Raw genomic sequence first — 17,348 nt, forward strand, 5'->3', positions numbered from 1 at the left:
TTTGCCGCCTGGAGTCGGTTCGATCATGCAGTTGTTCCCTCACGCCCGCTTGCCCCACGCGCTGCTGTGCGCCTTGTTCGCGGGCCTGGCCGGCAGTGCCGTCCATGCACAGTCCTCGGTGTCCATCTACGGCCTGGTGGACCTGTCCGCAGGCCAGTTCCAGAACGCCGGTGAAGCCAAGCTCAAGCGCGTGGAAAGCGGCCGCATGGCCACCAGCTACATCGGCTTCGCCGGCACGGAGGACCTGGGCGGCGGCCTCAAGGCCACCTTCGCGCTGGAGAGCTTCTTCCTTGCCGACAGCGGCACGTCGGGCCGCTTCGGCCCCGACGTGTTCTGGGCCCGCGCCGCCAACGTGGGCGTGGCCGGTGCCTTCGGCTCCCTGCGTGCGGGCCGTGCCGGCACGCCGCTGTTCGTGTCCACGCTGCTGTTCAATCCGTTCGGCGATTCCTTCGGCTATTCGCCGGCCATCCGCCAGTGGTACAGCAATAACAAGGGCGCGGGCAACCGCATCTTCCAGACGCCGCTGATCGGCGATTCCGGCTGGAGCAATGCGGTGTTCTACGGCACGCCGAAGTTCGGCGGCTTCAGCGCCAACGTGGCCGTGTCGGCCGGCGAAGGCGGTGTCAACCGCGGCCCGAACTACGGCGGCAACCTGCTCTATACCGGCGGGCCCCTCGCGGCCACCGTGGCCTACCAGCATGTGGAGGCCAACGGCCCGGGCGGCAACAGCCTGCTCAACTTCCCCGGCTTCGACAAGCAGACCGCCTGGCAGCTGGGCGCTTCCTACAGCCTGGCGATGGCCAAGCTGTTCCTGCAGTATGGCGAGATCACCACCGACGCCACCACCGAGGTGAAGACCCGCAATGCGCAGGTGGGTGCCTCGGTGCCGGTGGGCGCGGTGGGTGCGGTGCTGGCGTCCTACGGCGAATCGAAGCGCGAAGCCGGCCTGGCCGACTACACGAGCAAGACGCTCACCGTGGCCTACGACCACAGCTTCTCCAAGCGCACCGATGCCTACCTGCTGGTGATGACGGACAAGCTCACCGGCTTCGACACCGGCCACACCTACACGGTGGGCCTGCGCCACAAGTTCTGACGGCGATCGGTCCGTCGGCCTCCCGGCTGCGGTTCCTCCCCGCAGCCGGGTCCGGCCTCCGCCTCAGTCCACCTTGGCGCCGGACACCTTCACCACCTGCGCCCACTTGGCCGTCTCGGCCTCGATGAGCTTGGCGAACTCGGCCGGCGTGTTGCCGCTGGGAATCGCGCCCTGCGACAGCAGCCGCTCCTTCAGCGCCGCGCCGGCCATGGCCTTGGCGGTTTCCTGCTGGATGCGGTTGACCACGTCGGCCGGCGTGCCGGCCGGCGCCAGCAGGCCGAACCAGCTGCTGGCCTCGTAGCCCTTGACCGGGCCCGCCTCGGCGATGGTGGGCACCTCGGGCAGCGCCTGCGAGCGCACCGCGCTGGTCACCGCCAGCGCCTTCAGCTTGCCGGCCTTGATCTGCTGCATCGACGACGGCAGGTTGTCGAACATCAGGTCCATGTTGCCGCCGATCAGGTCGATCAGCGCCGGGCCGGAGCCGCGGTACGGGAAGTGCACCATGTAGCTGCCGGTGTTGGCCTTGAACAGCTCGCCCGCCAGGTGGATGGAGGTGCCGTTGCCCGAACTGGCCATGTTCAGCTTGCCCGGGTTGGCCTTGGCGTACTTGATCAGGTCCGCCACGTTGCGGATGCCGTACTGCTCGGCCTTGGCCGGGTTGATCACCAGCACGTTGGGCACCGCGGCCACCAGCGTCACCGGCGCGAAGTCCTTGATCGGGTCGTACGGCAGCTTGGGGTACAGCGACTGGTTGATGCCGTGGGTGCCCACGGTGCCCATCAGCAGCGTGTGGCCGTCGGGCGCGGACTTGGCCACCTCGGCCGCGCCGATGTTGCCGCCGGCGCCGGGCTTGTTGTCGACCACGAAGGGCTGGCCGAAGACCTTCTGCAGTTCGGGCGCCAGCGCGCGCGCGAGGATGTCGGTGGTGCCGCCGGCCGCGAACGGCACGACGATGCGGACGGGCTTGCTCGGCCAGGCGGCCTGGGCCAGCGAGGCGAATGGCGCGGCGGCCAGCGGTGCGGCGGCCCATGCGGCCAGCCAGGTGCGGCGGGTGATGCTCATGATCCCTTGTCTACCTCAGGTACTGCGAGAAGGACCTGAGTGTGCAGCAGCGCCATGGCGCGCCTGCCGGGGGATATCACGGTGGGCCGGGCACAGGCCGGCCGCGCGACTCAGCGCCGGAACACGAAGGACAGCTGCCCCGGTGCCCGCGCCGACTGCAGCACGCGCGGCTGCATGGGCTGCACCGGTCCGCGCGCCGCGGCCGCCGGGGCGCCGCTGGGCACCACGGGCACGCCGGAAGAGGTGGGGCGGAAGGACGACGGCACGGACATGGCGATGGACTCCTGTGCCCCAGCCAGGGCAGCATCCGTGCCATGCCGCACGGGCGTGCAAAGCATCACGGAACGCCGCCGCAGGTGACGGAATGTGTCAGCAGTGCCTGCCGCCCTGCGACGTTTCCTGTCAGCCGCGGCCCGGCGGGCCACGAAGTGTCAGGCCGGCTGCCAGCCGCGCGGCACCGCCGCCAGCAGGCGCTGGGTGTAGGCCTGCTGCGGTGCGGCCAGGATCTGGGCGGCGCTGGCCTGCTCCACCACCAGGCCGTCCTTCATCACCAGCACCTCGTCGCTGATGAAGCGCACCACCGCCAGGTCGTGGCTGATGAACACATAGGCCAGGCCGAATTCGTCCTGCAGGTCCTTCAGCAGGTTGAGCACCTGGGCCTGCACGCTGACGTCCAGCGCGCTCACCGCCTCGTCCAGCACCAGCACCTCGGGCTGCAGCGTCAGGCAGCGCGCGATGGCGATGCGCTGGCGCTGGCCGCCGCTGAATTCGTGCGGGTACTTGCCAAAGGCGCTGCCGTCCAGGCCCACCTTGCCCAGCAGGGCGCGGGCGCGCTGCTCGCGCTCGGCCAGGTCGGCGCCGATGCCGTGGATGGTCATGGGCTCCACCAGCGTCTGGCCGATGGTGAAGCGCGGGTTCAGCGAGGCATACGGGTTCTGGAACACGATCTGGATGCGCCGGCGCATGGCCTGGCGCTCGCGGTCGGTCAGCGTGAGCAGGTTCCTGCCGTCGAAGATCACCTCGCCGGCGGTGGGCTCGTGCAGCCGCAGCAGGGTCAGGCCCATCGTCGTCTTGCCGGAGCCGGACTCGCCCACCACGCCCAGCGTGTGGCCGCGGCGCAGCTGGAAGTTCACGCCCTGCACCGCCTTGAACTCGCGCTTGCGGAACAGGCCCTGCGGCAGGAAGAAGCTCTTGGCCAGCGAGCGCACTTCCAGCACCACCGGCGCGGCGGCGTCCTTGGGCCGTGCGGGGGCCCGGGCCTGCGTGGCCTGGCCGGCGATGTGGTCGTCGATCACCGTCAACCGCGCGGGATTGCCGGTCAGGCTGGGGCGGCAGGCCAGCAGGGCTTGCGTGTAGGCGTCCTGCGGGGCGCTGAAGATGCGGGCCACCGGGCCCTGCTCGCGCACCGTGCCATGGCGCATCACCACCACCTGGTCGGCGATCTCGCCCACCACGCCCAGGTCGTGGCTGATGAACAGCAGGCTCATGCGGTGCTTGTCCTTCAGCCGGGCCAGCAGCTCCAGGATCTGCCGCTGGATGGTGACGTCGAGCGCGGTGGTGGGCTCGTCGGCGATGAGCAGCCGCGGCTCGCAGGCCAGGGCCATCGCGATCATCACCCGCTGTTGCTGGCCGCCCGACAGCTCGTGTGGATAGGCGCCCAGCCGGCGCTTCGGCTCGGGCATGCCCACCTCGGCCAGCAAGGCCTCGGCCCGCGCCGTCGCGGCACGGCGGCCCAGCTTCAGGTGCTGCTGCAGCGGCTCGCAGAGCTGGTCGCCGACGGTGAACACCGGGTTCAGCGAGCTCATCGGGTCCTGGAACACGCAGGCGATCTCGCGCCCGCGCAGCGCCAGCAGCTCGGTCCGCGTGGCCTGCAGCAGGTCGCGCCCATCGAACAGGATGCGGCCCTGGCGCTCGGCGTTGTCGGGCAGCAGGTTGAGGATGGACATGGCCGTCACGCTCTTGCCCGAGCCCGATTCGCCCACCAGCGCCACGGTGGTGTTCTCGGGCACGTCGAAGCTGATGCCGGCGCCTTCGCGGCCCACCGCCTGCGCATGCTGCTGCACGCCGCCGGCCTTGCCCATGCGGAAGGCCACCTTCAGGTCCTGGATGCTCAGCAGGGTCATCGCTTACTCCAGCCCGCGCAGCTTGGGGTCGAGCGCATCGCGCAGCGCATCGGCCATCAACGAGAACGCGGTGACGAACACCGCCATGAACACCGTGGCCGCGGCCAGCTGCCACCAGTGGCCGAGGATGAGCTCGCTCTGCGCCTCGGCCAGCATGGTGCCCCAGCTCACCTGGTCCACCGGCACGCCCAGGCCCAGGTAGCTGAGGATCACCTCGGCCTTGATGAAACCCACCACCAGCAGCGACATGCGCACCAGGATGACGTGGCTCACGTTGGGCAGGATGTGGCGGAACATGCGCGAGGTGGTGGAGGCGCCGATGGCCTCGGCCGCACGCACGTATTCGCGGCTGCCGTGCTTGATGAACTCGGCCCGCACCTGGCGGTAGATGCCCGTCCAGCCGGTCAACCCCAGGATCAGCACCACGGTGCCGATGCCGCGGCCGAACACCGCCGCGAAGGCGAAGATCAGCAGGATGTCGGGGATGGACGTGAAGACGTTGTAGACCCACTCGATGAAGTCGCCCAACTTGCGGCCGAAGAAGCCGGCCAGCGCGCCCAGCAGCGTGCCCACCAGGGCCGCCACCACCGCCGCCAGCACGCCGACGAACACCGAGATCTCGGTGCCCTTGACCACCTTGGCCAGCACGTCGCGGCCCAGCCGGTCGCCGCCCAGCGGCAGCGTCTCGGCCTTGGGCGTCTCCTCCGTCTTGAACTGGCGGGCGCGCTCTTCCCACTCCTGGTAGCGGGGCGCCAGCGGGTCGATGGCCGAGAGGTCGACGTTGGGGCCCTTGGGCACTTCCAGCGCGGCCTGCTGCTCGGCCGGTGCCGGGCCCAGCAGCGTGGGTGGCGCATTGGGCACGCCCACCTCGCGCTGCCAGTCGGCGGCCACCAGGCCCAGCGCCGCCAGCGCGATGACGAGCAGGAAGGCGATCACCACCACGGCCGAGGCCATGCCGATGCGGTCGCGCCTGAAGCGCCGCCAGGCGGCATGCCATACGCCTTCGGAGCGCTCGGGCGCCACGGCTGCGGCGCTGGTGTGCAGCACCGCGCTCACTTGAGCACCACCCGCGGATCGACCAGCTTGTACAGCAGGTCCACCACCAGGTTGATGACCATGGTGAGTGCGGCCAGGTACACCGTCACCGCCTGGATCACCGGGTAGTCGCTGCGGTTGACCGCCAGCAGCACCTCGCGGCCCAGGCCGGGGATGGAGAAGAACACCTCGATCAGGAAGGAGCCGACGAAGATGCCCGGCAGCTGCAGCCCGATGTTGGTGAGGATGGGAATCATCGCGTTGCGCAGCACATGCTTGAACAGCACCGTGCGCTCGGGCAGGCCCTTGGCGCGCGCGGTGCGCACGTAGTCGTGGCCCAGCTCGTCGAGGAAGAAGCTGCGGTACAGCCGCGTCTGCGGCGACAGGCCCACCGCCACCGCCAGCAGCACCGGCAGCGGCGCGTAGGTGAGCAGGTTGGTCAGCGTGCTGTCGCTCCAGCCCTGCACCGGGAACCAGCCCAGCTGGAAGCCGAACACGTACTGGCCGACGATGATGTAGACCAGGAACGAGATGGACAGCGCCACCGTGGTGGCCACCATGATCACGCGGTCGGTCAGCGAGCCGCGGCGGTAGGCCACCCACATCGCGATGGGCAGCGCCAGCAGCACGTCCAGCACCAGGATGGGCACCATCACCGTGAGCGTGGCGGGCAGCCGGGTGGCGAACAGGTTGGCCACGGATTCATTCGTCGCCCAGCTCTTGCCCCAGTCGAAGGTGGCGATGCTCTTGAGGAAGATGCCCAGCTGCACCCACCACGGCTCGTTCAGGCCGAGCTGGTCGCGGATGGCCTGCACCTGCTCGGGCGTCGCATTCAGCCCGCCGAGGATCTCCGCCGGATCACCCCCGAAGAACTTGAAGAGCAGGAACACCAGCAACACGACGCCCGCCAGGGTGGGGACCATCTGCCACAGGCGGCGAACGAGGTAGGCCGTCATCGATCACAACTCCATGCACGTCGGACGCCGGCAGTGTAGGGCCACGAAAAAAGGGCCCGGGCGATGCGATCGCCAGGGCCCGAAGGAGGTCGGAAAACCTCTTGTTCAACCGGGGAGAGGGAATGCAAGCGGCGCGCCAGGGCAGGCCCCGGCGCGCCGCGGCAGGCTTAGAACGAGTGGCGCACGCCGATGTCGAAGCCTTGCGACTTCTCGCCGCGCATGCTGGCGGCGGTGGCACCGTTGGCAGCCACCACGTAGCTGGCGGTGCCGTCGTTCTTGATGTACGCGTAGGTGCCGTACACCGCGGTGCGCTTGGACAGGTTGTGCACGTAGCCGATGGCGAACTGGTCGGCATCGCGGTCGTCGATGGCGCCGCCGCGGCCGTCGATCTTCGAGTACGAAGCCTTGAACGAGCCCGCGCCCACCGGCACGGCGGCGCCCACCGTCAGGTGGCGGTCCTTCTGGTTGGTGAACTTGGTTTCCTGGAAGTTGGCGGAAACCTTCACCACGTTGAAGTCGTACGAGCCGCCGATGACGTAGCGCTTGTAGTCCTCGTCGTCGGTCACCTCGGCCTGGCCGTAGGCGCCGCTGATGTCGATGGCACCCGAGCGCCAGCCCAGGCGGCCGCCGACGTACTTGCCGCCGGCCACGCCTTCACCGGCCGCCACGGCCAGCGAGCCATACACGCCGTTCAGGTTGCCCGGCAGGAAGTACTGCACCGCGTTGTCCGCACGGCTGTTGGCCGCCACGGTGGCGCTGTTGGGCAGCGCATAGGTCGTGTTGATGTCGCCGATGCCGGTGGCACCGAAGACGTCGTATTCCTCGAACGCCAGCTGCGTCGGCAGCTTGTCGCGGCCCAGGCGCACTTCACCGAAGTTGCCGATCAGGCTGACGGTGGAGCGGCGGCCCCAGAAGCGGGTGCTGTCGGCCGTGCCCGAGTCGGGGTTGACGGCGGCTTCCAGCCAGAAGCCGGCCTTCAGGCCACCGCCCAGGTCTTCCACGCCACGCACGCCCAGGCGGCTGGTGGCATTTCCGTTGCTGGCCAGGTCGGTGCGGTCGATGTCGCCGTTCTTGATGTGGCGGACGGCCAGGTCGACCACGCCGAACAGCTGGACGGACGATTGGGCGGAAGCAGCGCCGGCGAAAGCGCCGAGTGCGGCCAGAGCGAACAGGGTCTTCTTCATTGCGATTCCTTCTTGATGTTCCAGGGTGGAAACCTCAGGACGCAACGATAGGCAGGATGGCCCCGGCGAACGACCCGGTGTGCACTCAACAGACCATTTGCCGCATCGCAACAATCCGCATGCTAGGAACGGTTGATGGCATCAACCATATGACGAAACCGTCATCCGGATGTCATCGTGCCGACATGCGGGTGTGGACGGCACGCCGCTCGCTAGACTTGGGCGCCGTGAAGTTCCTCCGCCGCACCTTCGTCGTCCTGTTGCACGCCGCCGTGCTGGCCGCGGCCGTGCGGGCGCAGCCTGCGCCCGCCGAAGGCCAGCCGCCGGCCAAGGTGCTGCGCTATACCTTCCGCATCGCCGAGACGGGTTTCGATCCGGCGCAGGTGATCGACCTGTACTCGCGCATCGTCATCGCGTCCATCTTCGACGCGCCGCTGGAGTTCGAATTCCTGGCCCAGCCGGCGCGCATGCGGCCCAACACCGCCGCCGCCATGCCGGAGGTCAGCGCGGACCACACCACATTCACCATCCGGCTGAAGCCTGGCATTTACTTTGCGGACGACCCGGCCTTCAAGGGCGTGCGCCGCGAGCTGGTGGCGCAGGACTATGTGTATGCGCTGAAGCGCCACTACGACCCGCGTTGGAAAAGCCCGCAGCTCTACCTGCTGGAAAACGCGAAGATCCTCGGCCTGTCGGAGCTGCGCAAGCAGGCCATTGACCGCAAGCAACCCTTCGACTACGACCGTGAGGTGGCCGGCCTGCGCGCGCTGGACCGCTACACCTTCCAGGTGAAGCTGGCCACGCCCTCGCCGCGCTTCCTGTACGAGCTGGCCGACGCATCGCTCAGCGGCGCGGTGGCGCGCGAGGTGGTGGAGGCCTACGGCGACCAGATCATGGCGCACCCGGTGGGCACCGGGCCCTACCGCCTGACCCGTTGGCAGCGCAGTGCCCGCATGGTGCTGGAGCGCAACACCGGCTACCGCGAGCGGTTTTACGACGAGCACCCGCCGCCCGGCGATGAACGCCTGGTGGCCATCGCGCGCCAGTTCAAGGGCCGCCGGCTGCCAATGATCGACCGCGTGGAAATCTCGGTGGTGGAGGAGAACCAGCCGCGCTGGCTGAGCTTTCTCAACGGCAGCCTCGACCTGCTGGAAGAGCTGCCGCCTGAATTCGCGCCGCTGGCCATGCCCAACAACCTGCTGGCGCCCTACCTGGCCGAGCGCGGCGTGACGATGGTGCGCTACCCGCGGGCCGACGCCTCGCTGTCGTACTTCAACATGGAGCATCCGGTGGTGGGCGGTTACCTGCCTAGACAAGTGGCGCTGCGCCGCGCCATCGCGCTGGCGGTGGACGTGCCCAACGAGATCCGCAGCGTGCGCGGCGGCCAGGCGGTGCCGGCGCAGTCGGCCATCGCGCCGCTGACCTGGGGCTACGACCCGGCCTACAAGAGCGAGATGGGTGACCACGACACCGCACGCGCCAAGGCGCTGCTGGACGTGTTCGGCTACCGCGACGTGGATGGCGACGGGTGGCGCGAGCTGCCCGACGGCCAGCCCATGGTGATCGACTACGCCACCCAGCCCGACCAGCAGAGCCGCAAGCTCATCGAGCTGTGGGAGAAGAACATGCGTGCCATCGGCATCCGCATGAACTTCCGCACCGCCAAGTGGCCCGAGAACCTGAAGGCTGCCCGCGCCGGCCAGCTGATGATGTGGGGCGTGGGCTGGAGCGCCACCCGCCCCGACGCCGACACTTTCCTGGCACTGGGCTACGCGGGCAACAAGGGCTCGGCCAACCTGGCCCGCTTCGACCTGCCGGCCTTCAACCTGCTGTACGAGCACCAGCGCATGCTGCCCGATGGCCCCGAGCGCGCCGCGGCCATGGGCCGGGCCCGTGACCTGATGGTGGCCTACATGCCGTACAAGATCCACCTCCACCGCATCTTCACCGACCTGGCACAACCATGGCTGATCGGCTACCACCGCAACATCTTCGTGCGCGAGTTCTGGCAGTACGTGGACATCGATCCTGCGCTGCAGGCCGAGGCCACGCGCTGATGCGCGGGCTGCGCGCCGGGCTGACGGCCGCGCTGGCGCTGGTGGTGGCCACCGCCACTGCCGTGCAGGCGCAGCCTGCAGCCCCGGCCGCGCCCAAGGTCCTGCGCTACGCCTTTCCGGTGGCGGAAACCGGCTTCGACCCGGCGCAGATCAGCGACATCTACTCGCGCAGCATCACGCCCCACATCTTCGAAGGCCTGTACCAGTACGACCCGCTGGCCCGCCCGGCCAAGGCCCGGCCGCTCACCGCCGCCGGCATGCCCGAGCACAGCGCCGACTACCGCACCTGGACGGTGAAGCTGAAGCCCGGCATCTACTTCTCGGACGATCCGGCCTTCGGCGGCAAGCCGCGCGAGCTGGTGGCGGCCGACTATGTCTACAGCTTCAAGCGCTTTGCCGACCCTGCGGTGAAGAGCCCCGCCTGGAGCTGGATGGCGCAGTTCGGCTTCGTCGGGCTGGACGGCCTGCGCGAGGCCGCGCTCAAAGGCAAGCAGCCCTTTGACTACGACCGGCCCATCGAGGGCCTGAAGGCGCTGGACCGCTACACGGTGCAGTTCAAGCTGGAGAAGCCATCGCCGCGCTTCGTCACCAGCGCGCTCACGCTCAGCGACCTGGTGGGCGCAGTGGCCCGCGAGGTGGTGGAGAAGTACGGCGCCGACATCAACGCCCACCCGGTGGGCACCGGCCCCTTCGTGCTGAGGCAATGGCGGCGCAGCTCGCTCATCGTGCTGGAGCGCAACCCGCAGTACCGCGACGTGCGCTACGACGCCGAGCCCGCGGCTGACGATGCCGCGGGCCAGGCGCTGCTGGCGCGGCTGAAGGGCCGCAAGCTGCCGATGCTGGACCGGGTGGAGGTGTCCATCGTCGAGGAGAACCAGCCGCGCTGGCTGAGCTTCCTGCAGCAGCGCGCCGACCTGATCGAGCTGCTGCCGGCCGAGTTCGTCAACCAGGCGATGCCGGGCGGCAAGCTCGCACCCTACCTGGCCGAGCAGGGGCTGCAGGCCTTCCGCAGCCGGCGCTCCGACATCAGCCTGACCATGTTCAACATGGAAGACCCCATCGTCGGCGGCTACACGCCCGACAAGGTGGCGCTGCGCCGCGCCATCTCGCTGGCGGTGGACGTCGATGCCGAGATCCGCCTGGTGCTGGGCGGCCAGGGCGTGCCCGCGCAAAGCCCGGTGATGCCCAACACGCTGGCCTACGACCCGGCCTTCAAGAGCGAGAACAGCGACCACGACCCGGCCCGGGCCAAGGCCCTGCTCGACCTCTACGGTTACGTCGACCGCAATGGCGACGGCTGGCGCGACATGCCCGATGGCAGCCCGCTGCTGCTGCGCAAGGCCACCCAGCCCGACCAGCGCAGCCGCCAGCAGGACGACCTGTGGAAGCGCAACATGACTGCCGTCGGCCTGCGCATCGAGTTCCAGCCCGCCAAGTGGCCGGAAAACCTGAAGGCCAGCCGCGCCGGCAAGCTGATGATGTGGGGCGTGGGCAGCATGGCCGCCGGGCCCGACAGCCTGGGCACCTTCCAGCGTTATCACGGCGCGCAGATCGGCGGGCAGAACATGTCACGCTTCAAGCTGCCGGCGCTGGACGCGCTTTACGAGCAGCTCGACGTGATGCCCGACGGCCCCGAGCGCGACGCGCTCTTCGTGCAGGCGCGCAAGCTGGCGGTGGCCTACATGCCCTACAAGTCGCACAGCCACCGCATCGTCACCGACATGGCGCAGCCCTGGCTGATCGGCTACCGCCGGCCGCTGTTCTGGCAGGACTTCTGGCAGTACCTGGACATCGACACCGAAGTGCAACGCCAGCGGGCGCAGCCTTGAAGCGCTGGCTGGCGGCGCTGTGCGGCGCGGCACTGCTGATCGCACCGGGCGTGCAGGCGCAGGCCCAGTCCCCGGCGCCCAAGGTGCTGCGCGTGGCCTTCAACTCGGCCGAGACGGGGTTCGATCCGGCCAAGATCAGCGACACCTACTCGCGCACGCTCACCGCGCACATCTTCGAAGCGCCGCTGGAATACGACCCGCTGGCGCGTCCCGCCCGCCTGCGCCCGCGCACGGCCGCCGCGATGCCCGAGCACAGCGCCGACTACCGCACCTGGACGGTGAAGCTGCAACGGGGCATCCGCTTCGCCGACCACCCGGCCTTCGGCGGCCGGCCGCGCGAGCTGGTGGCGCAGGACTACGTCTACAGCTTCAAGCGGTTCGCCGATCCGGCCAATGCCAGCCCGATCTGGTCGTACCTGGAGTCCTATGGCCTGCTGGGCCTGGCCGAGCTGCGCGAGCAGGCCACCGCGCGCCGCCAGCCCTTCGACTACGACCGCGAGATCGACGGCCTTCGCGCGCTGGACCGCTACACCCTGCAGTTCCGCCTGCGCGAGCCGCGCCCGCGCTTCGACTACGTGCTGGCGGGCAGCGACCTCTTCGGCGCGGTGGCACGCGAGGTGGTGGAGCACCACGGCGGCGCGGTGATGGAGCATCCCGTAGGCACCGGGCCCTTCCTGCTGAAGCAGTGGCGGCGCAGCTCGCTGGTGGTGCTGGCGCGCAACCCCGGCTTTCGCACGGTGACCTATGACGCCCAGCCCGCGCCCGAAGATGCCGAAGGCCAGGCCGTGCTGGCGCGGCTGAAGGGCCGGCCGCTGCCGATGGTCGACGAGGTGCAGGTCAGCATGATCGACGAGGAGCAGCCGCGCTGGCTGAGCTTCCTCAACGGCCAGCTGGATGCGCTGGCCGGCGTCTACGGCTCGTTGCCTGGCAGCTTCGCACCCACCGCCATGCCCAACGGCACGCTGGCGCCGAACCTGGCGCAGCGCGGCATCCGCGCTCACCGGCAGCTCAACCCCGACGTGATCCTCACCATGTTCAACATGGCCCATCCGCTGGTCGGCGGCAATGCCCCGCCGCAGGTGGCGCTGCGCCGCGCCATCGGCCTGGCGATGGACACCGGTCGCGAGGCGCGCCTGATCCGCCGCGGGCTGGCGGTGCCGGCGCAATCGGTGCTGCTGCCGCACACCACCGGCTACAGCCCCACGTTCAAGAGCGAGAACGGCGACCACGACCCGGCACGCGCCCGCGCGCTGCTGGACGTCTACGGCTACCTGGACCGCGATGGCGACGGCTTCCGCGAGCAGCCCGACGGCAGCCCGCTGCTGCTGGAGATGTCCACCCAGCCCGACCAGATCTACCGCCAGTTCGACGAGCAGTTCCAGCGCGACCTGAATGCGGTGGGCCTGCGGGTGCGCTTTCTCACCGGGCAGTGGCCTGAGCAGCTCAAGCTGGCGCGCGCCGGCAAGCTGATGCTGTGGATGCTGGGCAATACCGCCAGCACACCCGACGGGCAGGACGTGCTGCAGCGCCTGAACGGCCCGCAGGCCGGCGGCCAGAACCTGGCGCGCTTCAGCCTGCCCGCCTTCGACGCGCTGTACGACCGGCTCTCGGCCCTGCCCGACGGGCCCGAGCGCGAGGCGCTGTTTCGCCAGGCGCAGGCGCTGTCGGTGGCCTACATGCCCTACAAGGCCTCGGTGCACCGCATCAGCGTCGACCTGCTGCACCCGTGGGTCGTCGGCTACCGGCGCCCGCTGTTCTGGAACGATTGGTGGCACCGGGTGGACCTGGATGCCGAAGCCCGCCGCGCCGCCGGAATAAACCCGGCCCGCCAGCCGTAGATCCAGCGTGCTTGCCCCCGCCGCCTTCCGCCAGCAACTGCTGGGCGCCATTCCGCGCCTGCGGCGCTATGCCCGCTCGCTGGTGTATGAGGTGCACCTGGCCGACGACCTGGTGCAGACGGCGCTGGAGCGCGCGCTGGCCCACTGGCACCAGTTTGACCAGCGACGCGACCTGTCGCTGTGGGCGCTCGGCATCCTGCACAACGCCCACCTGGACCACCGCCGCCGCGACGCCCGCACCACCCCCATGGATCCCGCCGACCTGGCCGCCGAGATGGATGCGCAAAGCCTGGCCCACCCCGGCCCGCACGACCCCGGCCTGCGCATCGACCTGCAGGCCGCCCTGCGCCGGCTGCCGCCCGACCACCGCGAGATCCTGCTGCTGGTGGGCGTGGAGCAGCTGAGTTATGCCGAGGCGGCGGCGCTGCTGAGCATTCCCGTCGGCACCGTGATGTCGCGCCTGTCGCGGGCCCGGGTGGCCTTGCGCGCCGCGCTGGACGGCGGCAGCCAGCCGCTGCCGGGCACGGCGCCCGCCCTGCGCCGCGTGAGCTGAATCCTGCGATGAACACCCCCTTGCTGCCCCCTGACGACACCACGCTCGGCGCCTGGCTGGACGGTGAACTGCCGCCGGCGGAGCACCAGCAGGTCAGCGCCTGGCTGGAAGCCCATCCGGCCGACGCCCAGCGGGTGCAGGGCTGGGCTGCCGACCGCGACGCGCTGCAGCGGCTGTTCGGCCCGGTGGCGGACGAACCGGTGCCGCCCGCGCTGCAGCGCAGCCTCTGGCGCGGCGGCGACTGGCCGGCGTGGGCCCGGGCCGCGATGGTGGCCGGCCTGCTGGCCACCGGCGCGCTGGCCGGCGGCGGCGCGGTGTGGTGGGCGCAGCACAGCCCGGGGGGCGTGCAGCTGGCCAGCCAACCGGGGCCGGACCCGGCCTGGGTCCAGCGCGCCGCGCTGGCCCACAGCGTCTACGTGCCCGAGAAGCGTCATCCGGTGGAGGTGCGTGCGCAGGAAGAACACCTGGCCCGGTGGCTGACCCGCCGCACCAGCCTGCCGGTCAAGCTGTTCGACCTGCGCGAGCAGGGCTTCGAACTGGTGGGTGGCCGCCTGCTGCCCGACAGCGCCGGCCCCAGCGCGCAGCTGATGTACCAGGACGCGGGCGGCGAGCGCGTCACCGTGTACCTGCGCAAGCCCGATGCGGACACACCCGCCGCCTTCCGCTATGAGCAGCAGGGTGAGCTGGGCCTGTTCTACTGGGTGGAAGGGGGCGCCGGCTACGCTTTGGCCGGCAGCCTGCCGCGGGAACGCCTGCTGGCCCTGGCCGAGGCGATCTACCGCCAGCAGCCGGCCCCAGGCGCCGCACCGCCAGCCGGCAGCCCGTCGCGCTGAGCCGCCCGGGCCTGGCAGGGCCGCTGCCTAGAATCCCCCGCATGCCCGATCACGCCCCTGCCGCCCGTGCGCCCCGCTCCGTTCCGCGCACGGCCGCCCAGCGGCTGGCCGCGTGGCACCGCCTGCTGGCGGTGATGGTGCTGGGCTTCGCCTCCGGCCTGCCGCTGGCGCTCACCGGCCAGGCCATGCAGGCGTGGCTCAGCCTGGAAGGCCTGGACGTCGCCACCATCGGCTTCCTCAGCCTGGTGGGCCTGCCCTACACCTTCAAGTTCCTGTGGGCGCCGCTGATGGACCGCTTCGAGCTGCCCTGGCTGGGCCGCCGCCGCGGCTGGCTGGTGCTGACGCAGCTGGCACTGGCGGCGGTGTTGTATGCGTTGGCCGACACATCCCCGTCGGCCGCGCTGCGCACCTTCGCGCTGCTGGCGGTGCTCACGGCCTTCGTGTCCGCCTCGCAGGACGTGGTGATCGACGCCTACCGCACCGACCTGCTGCCGCCGGCCGAACGCGGGCTGGGCTCGTCGCTCAACGTGCTGGGCTACCGGCTGGCGATGATCGTGTCCGGCGGCGTCGCGCTGATCTGGACCGACCCCGGCAACGCCGGCACCGCCTTCGGCTGGACCTGGCCGCAGGTTTACCGCCTGATGGCGCTGCTGATGCTGGTCGCGGCGGTCTGCTCGGCGCTGCTGCTGCCGCGGCTGGTGCATGCGCCGGTGCCGCGCACGGTGGCGCGCAACGACCTGATCGGTTTTGCCGCCGTGGTGCTGGCCGTGGCGGTGGGCGTGCTGCTGACCGACCGCCTGGCCAACCCGTTCGCGCGCTGGCTGGTGGGTGCGGTGTTCGGCCCGGGCACGGGCCCCGGTGCCACGCTGCAGGGCAAGTGGGCCGAGCTGCTGGGCCTGCTGATGGGCATCGGCATCACGCTGCCGCTGGCCGCCTGGGCGGCCCGGCGCGCCCGCTTCGAGACGCTGCTGTCGGGCCTGCAGAGCTACTTCTCTCAGGCCGGCGCCGGCGCCTTCCTCGCCTTCATCGTGCTGTACAAGCTGGGCGACGCCTTCGCGGGCTCCCTGATGACGCCCTTCCTCCTCAAGGCCATGGCCTACAGCCCGGCCGAGGTGGGCGTGGTCAACAAGGTCATCGGCCTGTGGCTGACCATCGGCGGCGCGCTGCTGGGCGGCGCGCTGATGCTCAAGCTGGGGCTGTGGCGCTCGCTGCTGCTGTTCGGGGTGCTGCAGATGGCCAGCAACCTGGGCTTCTGGTGGCTGGCGCTCAACGGCCCGGGCGTGCTGCCGGGGCTGACGCTGCCGGCCTTCGACTGGGGCTTCGTGCAGCTGGCGCAGGCCACGCGGGTGGACGGCGGGCTGTTGATGGTCATCGCCTTCGAGAACCTCTCGGGCGGCATGGGCACGGCGGCCTTCGTGGCCTTCCTGATGAGCCTGTGCAACCAGCGCTTCACCGCCACGCAGTTTGCGCTGCTGTCGGCCTTCGCGTCGGTGGGCCGGGTGTGGGTGGGGCCGCTGGCCGGCGTGCTGGCCGAATCCATCGGCTGGCCCACTTTCTTCCTGGTGTCCACGCTGGCGGCGCTGCCCGCGTTGTGGATGCTCTGGTGGTTGCGCAGCAGCATCCGCGCCCTGGAGGTGACGCCCGCCTCGGGGGCCGTCGACGATTGAGGCAAGGCATTTGCCAAGCCGCCCTGGAACCTGCAACCGCCGCCCCGACCTGGATCGACATGAACCCTCTCTTCCGCACCGATGCCGAGATTGCCGTGCCGCATGGCGCGGGTTGCCGCTGCGCCCTGCATGGCCGGCGCCTGTTCACCGGCGCCCTGGTGGCCGGCGCCGCCTTCCCGGCGCTGGCCCAGAAGGACCCCGACGGCGTGCGCGGCGACGTGGGCCGAGAATCGCAGTTTTCCAAGCTGGTGCCGGCCGAAGAAGTGGAAGCCGCCGCCCAGCAGCAGTACGCGCAGATGAAGCGCGAAGCCGCGCAGCAGCGGGCGCTGGCGCCCGACAACAATGATCAGGTGGTGCGCCTGCGCACCATCGCGCAGCGGCTGATCCCGTTCACCGAAGGGTGGAACGCACGTGCCCGCCGCTGGCAGTGGGAGGTGAACCTGATCGGCAGCCAGCAGCTGAACGCCTTCTGCATGCCGGGCGGCAAGATCGCCTTCTATTACGGCATCCTGCAGCAGCTGCAGCTGACCGACGACGAGACCGCCACCATCATGGGCCACGAGATGGCCCATGCACTGCGTGAGCATGCGCGCGAGCGCATGGGCAAGACGGCGGCCACCCGCATCGGCGCCAGCGTGCTGTCGAGCGTGCTGGGGCTGGGCGGCACGGGCGACGCACTGCTGAACATGGGCAGCCAGCTGCTGACGCTGAAGTTCAGCCGCGACGACGAATCGGAAGCCGACATCGTCGGCATGGACCTGGCGGCGCGCGCCGGCTACGACCCGCGCGCCGGCGTCACGCTGTGGCAGAAGATGCTGCAGGCCAGCAAGGGTGCGCCGCCGCAGTTCCTGAGCACCCACCCCGCCGGCCAGACCCGCATCCGCGAGATCGAGGCCAAGCTGCCCAAGGTGGAGCCGCTGTACGCACGGGCCGACAAGCCGCCGCGCAAGTTCGGCCCGCCGCCGCCGGCTGCGGCTAAGAAGTAGCCGGGCGCTTGCACACCCACTCGGAGCCATTCCAATAGCAGTCCAGATGGGGCTGTGGGCTGGTCGGCTCTTCCGAAAATGCCGCGACAGCCGGCGGAAGGGCGCCCGCCGTGCTGGCGATCAACAGGC

Annotated in this window: 14 protein-coding genes; 8 read left to right on the forward strand and 6 right to left on the reverse strand. The window is 70.2% G+C overall.

The genetic code is table 11. The features are described 5' to 3' along the window. Positions 1-25 precede the first annotated feature (25 nt). A complete protein-coding gene (locus tag VO99_RS10960) occupies positions 26-1,096 on the forward strand; it encodes a porin (protein WP_046112871.1) in 1,071 nt (356 codons plus the stop codon). Between the two features lie 63 nt (positions 1,097-1,159). Here VO99_RS10960 and VO99_RS10965 read toward each other — a convergent pair whose 3' ends face one another. The 6 genes from VO99_RS10965 to VO99_RS10985 all read right to left on the reverse strand — a co-directional run bounded on the left by VO99_RS10965 (position 1,160) and on the right by VO99_RS10985 (position 7,456). Then, the gene (locus VO99_RS10965; RefSeq protein ID WP_046112872.1) at positions 1,160-2,158 is read right to left on the reverse strand and encodes a Bug family tripartite tricarboxylate transporter substrate binding protein; all 999 of its coding nucleotides are present in this window, start codon (positions 2,156-2,158) and stop codon (positions 1,160-1,162) included. Positions 2,159-2,268: 110 nt separating this feature from the next. After that, a complete protein-coding gene (locus VO99_RS30220) occupies positions 2,269-2,430 on the reverse strand; it encodes a hypothetical protein (protein ID WP_157039529.1) in 162 nt (53 codons plus the stop codon). A 159-nt stretch (positions 2,431-2,589) separates the two neighbouring features. Then, a complete protein-coding gene (locus VO99_RS10970) occupies positions 2,590-4,281 on the reverse strand; it encodes an ABC transporter ATP-binding protein (protein WP_046112873.1) in 1,692 nt (563 codons plus the stop codon). Positions 4,282-4,284: 3 nt separating this feature from the next. Further along, positions 4,285-5,337, reverse strand: coding sequence for an ABC transporter permease (locus VO99_RS10975; protein WP_046112874.1), 1,053 nt, complete (start codon positions 5,335-5,337; stop codon positions 4,285-4,287). Then, a complete protein-coding gene (locus VO99_RS10980) occupies positions 5,334-6,272 on the reverse strand; it encodes an ABC transporter permease (RefSeq protein WP_046112875.1) in 939 nt (312 codons plus the stop codon). Before VO99_RS10980 ends, VO99_RS10975 begins: the two co-directional genes overlap by 4 nt. 167 nt (positions 6,273-6,439) lie before the next feature. Further along, entirely contained in the window at positions 6,440-7,456 is a 1,017-nt protein-coding gene (locus VO99_RS10985) for a porin (RefSeq protein ID WP_046112876.1), read from the reverse strand. Positions 7,457-7,683: 227 nt separating this feature from the next. On the opposite strand from VO99_RS10985, the gene VO99_RS10990 reads away from it, so the two are divergent. From VO99_RS10990 to VO99_RS11020, 7 genes are read left to right on the forward strand one after another with little or no spacing between them, the layout of a single operon-like run. Continuing rightward, entirely contained in the window at positions 7,684-9,513 is a 1,830-nt protein-coding gene (locus VO99_RS10990; protein ID WP_046112933.1) for an ABC transporter substrate-binding protein, read from the forward strand. After that, complete coding sequence (locus tag VO99_RS10995) at positions 9,513-11,342, forward strand: ABC transporter substrate-binding protein (RefSeq protein ID WP_046112877.1); 1,830 nt, start codon at positions 9,513-9,515, stop codon at positions 11,340-11,342. The genes VO99_RS10990 and VO99_RS10995 overlap by 1 nt, the downstream gene beginning before the upstream one ends. Further along, complete coding sequence (locus VO99_RS11000; RefSeq protein ID WP_052736257.1) at positions 11,339-13,180, forward strand: ABC transporter substrate-binding protein; 1,842 nt, start codon at positions 11,339-11,341, stop codon at positions 13,178-13,180. The genes VO99_RS10995 and VO99_RS11000 overlap by 4 nt, the downstream gene beginning before the upstream one ends. A 7-nt stretch (positions 13,181-13,187) precedes the next feature. Next, positions 13,188-13,733 (forward strand): RNA polymerase sigma factor, encoded by a 546-nt coding sequence (locus VO99_RS11005; RefSeq protein ID WP_052736258.1) that lies wholly within the window; start codon positions 13,188-13,190, stop codon positions 13,731-13,733. Positions 13,734-13,741: 8 nt separating this feature from the next. Then, positions 13,742-14,566 (forward strand): anti-sigma factor family protein, encoded by an 825-nt coding sequence (locus tag VO99_RS11010; protein ID WP_046112878.1) that lies wholly within the window; start codon positions 13,742-13,744, stop codon positions 14,564-14,566. Between the two features lie 41 nt (positions 14,567-14,607). Next, a complete protein-coding gene (locus VO99_RS11015) occupies positions 14,608-16,233 on the forward strand; it encodes an AmpG family muropeptide MFS transporter (RefSeq protein ID WP_083440510.1) in 1,626 nt (541 codons plus the stop codon). 59 nt (positions 16,234-16,292) lie between these two features. Beyond that, a complete protein-coding gene (locus tag VO99_RS11020) occupies positions 16,293-17,219 on the forward strand; it encodes a M48 family metallopeptidase (protein ID WP_046112879.1) in 927 nt (308 codons plus the stop codon). Positions 17,220-17,348 lie beyond the last annotated feature (129 nt).

The organism is Aquincola tertiaricarbonis, from assembly GCF_000969605.1.
Lineage (GTDB): Bacteria > Pseudomonadota > Gammaproteobacteria > Burkholderiales > Burkholderiaceae_C > Aquincola > Aquincola tertiaricarbonis.

Coding starts and splice junctions, on each gene's coding strand:
- VO99_RS11010 (WP_046112878.1), top strand. CDS start 13,742: ATGAACACCCCCTTGCTGCCCCCTGACGACACCACGCTCGGCGCCTGG.
- VO99_RS30220 (WP_157039529.1), bottom strand. CDS start 2,430: ATGTCCGTGCCGTCGTCCTTCCGCCCCACCTCTTCCGGCGTGCCCGTG.
- VO99_RS10995 (WP_046112877.1), top strand. CDS start 9,513: ATGCGCGGGCTGCGCGCCGGGCTGACGGCCGCGCTGGCGCTGGTGGTG.
- VO99_RS10965 (WP_046112872.1), bottom strand. CDS start 2,158: ATGAGCATCACCCGCCGCACCTGGCTGGCCGCATGGGCCGCCGCACCG.
- VO99_RS10970 (WP_046112873.1), bottom strand. CDS start 4,281: ATGACCCTGCTGAGCATCCAGGACCTGAAGGTGGCCTTCCGCATGGGC.
- VO99_RS10985 (WP_046112876.1), bottom strand. CDS start 7,456: ATGAAGAAGACCCTGTTCGCTCTGGCCGCACTCGGCGCTTTCGCCGGC.
- VO99_RS10980 (WP_046112875.1), bottom strand. CDS start 6,272: ATGACGGCCTACCTCGTTCGCCGCCTGTGGCAGATGGTCCCCACCCTG.
- VO99_RS11015 (WP_083440510.1), top strand. CDS start 14,608: ATGCCCGATCACGCCCCTGCCGCCCGTGCGCCCCGCTCCGTTCCGCGC.
- VO99_RS10960 (WP_046112871.1), top strand. CDS start 26: ATGCAGTTGTTCCCTCACGCCCGCTTGCCCCACGCGCTGCTGTGCGCC.
- VO99_RS11020 (WP_046112879.1), top strand. CDS start 16,293: ATGAACCCTCTCTTCCGCACCGATGCCGAGATTGCCGTGCCGCATGGC.